Here is a 3,676-nt window from a genome sequence, read left to right on the forward strand (position 1 = left end):
CAGGCCACAACCGATATCAGTCGAGAGAGGCTCCGTGCAACAAGGCCATTCCGAAGGCAGATTGATGAATTTTCTTGCGTCCGACTACCAAGATATCCGCGACGGTGTGCGTGCACTCTGTGCGCAATACCCAGCCGAGTATCATCGCAAAATCGATGCCGAACGCGGCTATCCCGAAGCATTTGTCGATGCGCTGACCCGTGAAGGCTGGATGGCGGCGCTAATCCCAGAAGCCTATGGGGGTTCAGGCCTAGGATTGACAGAAGCCAGCGTGATCATGGAAGAGATCAACCGCGCTGGAGGCAATTCCGGAGCTTGCCACGGCCAGATGTACAACATGAGTACATTGGTGCGGCACGGATCAGAAGAGCAGCGACAGCGCATTTTGCCCAAACTGGCCTCCGGCGAGCTGCGACTACAGTCTATGGGCGTGACCGAACCGACGACAGGCACCGATACGACCAAGATCAAAACCACCGCAGTGAAACGCGGCGACAAATACGTGATCAACGGCCAAAAGGTCTGGATTTCGCGGGTACAACACTCGGACCTCATGATCCTGTTGGCCCGCACCACACCGCTTGCAGAAGTGTCCAAAAAGTCCGAGGGCATGTCGATATTTTTGGTCGACATCAAGGAGGCGATGAGGGGCGGGATGACCGTTAATCCAATCGCGAATATGGTTAATCACGAGACTAACGAACTGTTTTTTGACAATTTAGAGATCCCGGAAGAAAACCTCATCGGCGAGGAAGGGCAGGGATTTAAATATATACTGACCGGGCTCAATGCCGAGCGCACGCTGATCGCGGCGGAGTGTATTGGCGACGGGTATTGGTTCACCGACAAGGTCACCGCCTATGTGAGCGAACGGGAGGTGTTTGGCCGCCCGATCGGCCAGAATCAAGGTGTACAATTCCCCATCGCCGAAGCCTACATCGAGGTTGAGGCCGCCAATTTGATGCGCTGGAAAGCCTGTGCGTTATTCGACGCGGGCCAGCCCTGCGGCGCCGAGGCCAATATGGCGAAATACCTCGCCGCCAAGGCCAGCTGGGAGGCGGCGAATTCCTGCATCCAGTTCCACGGCGGATTTGGTTTTGCTAATGAATATGATGTCGAGCGCAAGTTCCGAGAAACAAGACTCTACCAGGTCGCGCCGATCTCGACCAACCTGATCCTTTCCTATGTTGCCGAACATGTTCTCGGCATGCCGAGGTCGTTTTGATGCTGCCGCTTGCAGGGCTCACGGTAGTCGCGATCGAACAGGCGGTTGCGGCGCCTTTTGCCTCGTCGCGGCTGGCGGATGCGGGCGCGCGGGTGATCAAGATCGAGCGGCCCGAAGGCGATTTTGCGCGTGGCTATGACGATGTTGCTGCGGGGCAGTCGAGCTATTTTGTTTGGCTGAACCGTGGCAAAGAAAGCGTCACTTTGGATTTGGGTGCACCCGCGGGCAAAGCCGAACTGGCGCAGTTGCTGGAGGATGCAGACGTGCTGATCCAGAACCTTAAACCCGGTGCAATGGGGCGATTGGGATTTGACCTTACCACCTTGCATCAAGCACAACCGAAGCTGATCTCTTGCTCGATTTCAGGCTATGGTGAGACAGGGCCGATGGCCAATCGCAAGGCCTATGATTTGCTAATTCAGGCCGAAACGGGATTGTGTTCGATCACTGGCGGTCCGTCTGAACCGGCCCGCGTCGGGATTTCTGTCGTCGATATTGCGACCGGAGCCAGCGCCTATGCCGCGGTCCTTGAGGCGTTGATCAGACGCAGCGTGACGGGACAAGGAGCGCAGATATCTGTCTCTATGTTTGATGTTCTGGCCGATTGGTTGACCGTGCCGCTACTTAATCACGAAGGCGGCCAAAGCCCCGAGCGGGTCGGTCTTGCTCATCCCTCCATCGCGCCCTACGGCGTGTTCCAGCCCAAAAATGGTGCGCCTATCTTGATCTCGGTGCAATCGGATCGCGAGTGGCGCCAGCTTTGCTCCCAAGTAGTCGGTGATGCCGCTTTTGCCGATGATCCGCGCTTTGCCACCAATCTGGCTCGGGTCGCAAATCGTATCGAGACGGACGATTTAGTCGCTCGTGCTATCGCTGCACTGGATGCTGAAGATGCTGCGGAAAAATTGGGAAACGCGGGGATCGCGCTGGCGTCGGTAAACAATATGGCAGATCTATCTGCCCATGCCCATCTGCGGCGGATTACGGTGCAAAGTCCAAATGGACCCGTCAGCTTTCCCGCGCCCGGCGTACGCTTTATCGGGGAAGAAAGGTCTTACGGCTCTGTCCCCGCGCTCAAGCCAGCAAAGGCTGAAACATGAATATCGATATGGATCATCTGCGGCAATGGATTGGTCGCGCACAAAGTGAAAGCGAGGTGTTGTTACCCACGCTGGTACGCCAATTCAACGCCACCTTCGACCGGACCTCGAGCACTGCGGAGGGCGATGACGCACCGCTGCTGATCCACTTTTGTCTCGCCCAGTCTGTGGCCCCAATGTCGGCCCTAGGCCGTGACGGCCATCCCGCTTTGGGAGCGTTTCTGCCGCCCGTGCCGTTGCCGCGGCGGATGTGGGCGGGGGGTGAGTTTGCGTTTCACGCGCCGATCCGCATTGGCGAAACCGTGACGCGCCAGTCGGTGATCCGCGATGTGCAGGCGAAGCAGGGCCGCAGCGGTGCTTTGTGTTTTGTCACCGTTGACCACGAGATCACCAGTGATGGTAGACACGTGCTCAGTGAACGTCAGGACATTGTGTACCGCGATGTGGAGAACGCGGGCGCAACTGCGCCCAAACGGCAGGCTCCTGCCGTGCGCTCAGGCGAGGATTACCGCAAGATTGTCCCAACCCCAACCCTGCTATTTCGCTATTCAGCAATGACATTTAACGGCCACCGCATTCATTATGACATGCCGTTCTGTGTAGAATCCGAAGGCTACCCAGGCTTGGTCGTGCATGGGCCCATGCAGGCAACGTTGCTGTGTCAATATGCGGCAGATTTGCGGGGAGCAGAGCCGAAATCTTTCCGCTTTCGCTCAGTCTCTCCGATTTTTAGCACAACAGATTTCACAGTGAATGGGACTCCTCAAGGCGATGACCTCAGTCTCTGGACCGCAGCTGAGGGGGGACCGGTGGCCATGAAGGCTGTTGCGACGTGGTGAGCGTCGAGATCAGCAGTGCTTATCTAGGCAATCAAATATTTTGCGCACGCCCAAAGCGAGTCAACACTCCCCACAAATGCCTCGAATGGGAAACGCCAGCCGAGGTGTTCTGTGAAAAGATGATGGAGGAAATGGTAAGGCAGTGCCGTCCCGCAGCACGGCGGCCAGCACACTTGTCGGCGCCGGATCGAGATCCTGCATGCGACTGCGTGCAAAACTCGACGCGATCACTTGAAGACGTCCGCGATTTGTCTCATTCGCGATGGTAATATTGCTCATCCACGGCGCCGCGGAATCGGCTGCTCCGGCGCGGTCCGAACGAACGTAAGCAAGCGCCCGCCGCGCATCTCAGCCGCTGTAACGATGCGGTCGCTTTGCCTCGACGCCAGGTCATCGATTGGCGTACTATCGCTAAGATGAGCGGTGCGAATTTGTGGCGCCACGAGCGGAAATGCCGTTCGGGAGGGCCTTGTTGCACGGAGCCTCTCTCGACTGATATCGGTTGTGGCCTG

The 3,676-nt window shown here is 57.4% G+C and carries 3 protein-coding genes; all 3 read left to right on the plus strand.

Features of this window, described 5'->3' with window-relative positions; genetic code table 11:
- Window positions 1-64: 64 nt before the first annotated feature.
- Genes BM174_RS20585 through BM174_RS20595 form a run of 3 tightly spaced genes read left to right on the plus strand, consistent with a single transcriptional unit; the run spans window position 65 to window position 3,164 of the window.
- Window positions 65-1,225 carry an acyl-CoA dehydrogenase family protein gene (locus BM174_RS20585; protein WP_093925657.1) on the plus strand — a complete coding sequence of 387 codons (1,161 nt, stop codon included), beginning with the start codon at window positions 65-67 and terminating at the stop codon, window positions 1,223-1,225.
- Window positions 1,225-2,325 (plus strand): CaiB/BaiF CoA transferase family protein, encoded by a 1,101-nt coding sequence (locus tag BM174_RS20590; RefSeq protein WP_093925658.1) that lies wholly within the window; start codon window positions 1,225-1,227, stop codon window positions 2,323-2,325. Before BM174_RS20585 ends, BM174_RS20590 begins: the two co-directional genes overlap by 1 nt.
- A complete protein-coding gene (locus tag BM174_RS20595) occupies window positions 2,322-3,164 on the plus strand; it encodes an HTD2 family dehydratase (RefSeq protein ID WP_093925659.1) in 843 nt (280 codons plus the stop codon). Before BM174_RS20590 ends, BM174_RS20595 begins: the two co-directional genes overlap by 4 nt.
- Window positions 3,165-3,676 lie beyond the last annotated feature (512 nt).

Source organism: Sulfitobacter brevis, assembly GCF_900112755.1.
In the GTDB taxonomy this organism is placed as follows: Bacteria; Pseudomonadota; Alphaproteobacteria; order Rhodobacterales; family Rhodobacteraceae; genus Sulfitobacter; species Sulfitobacter brevis.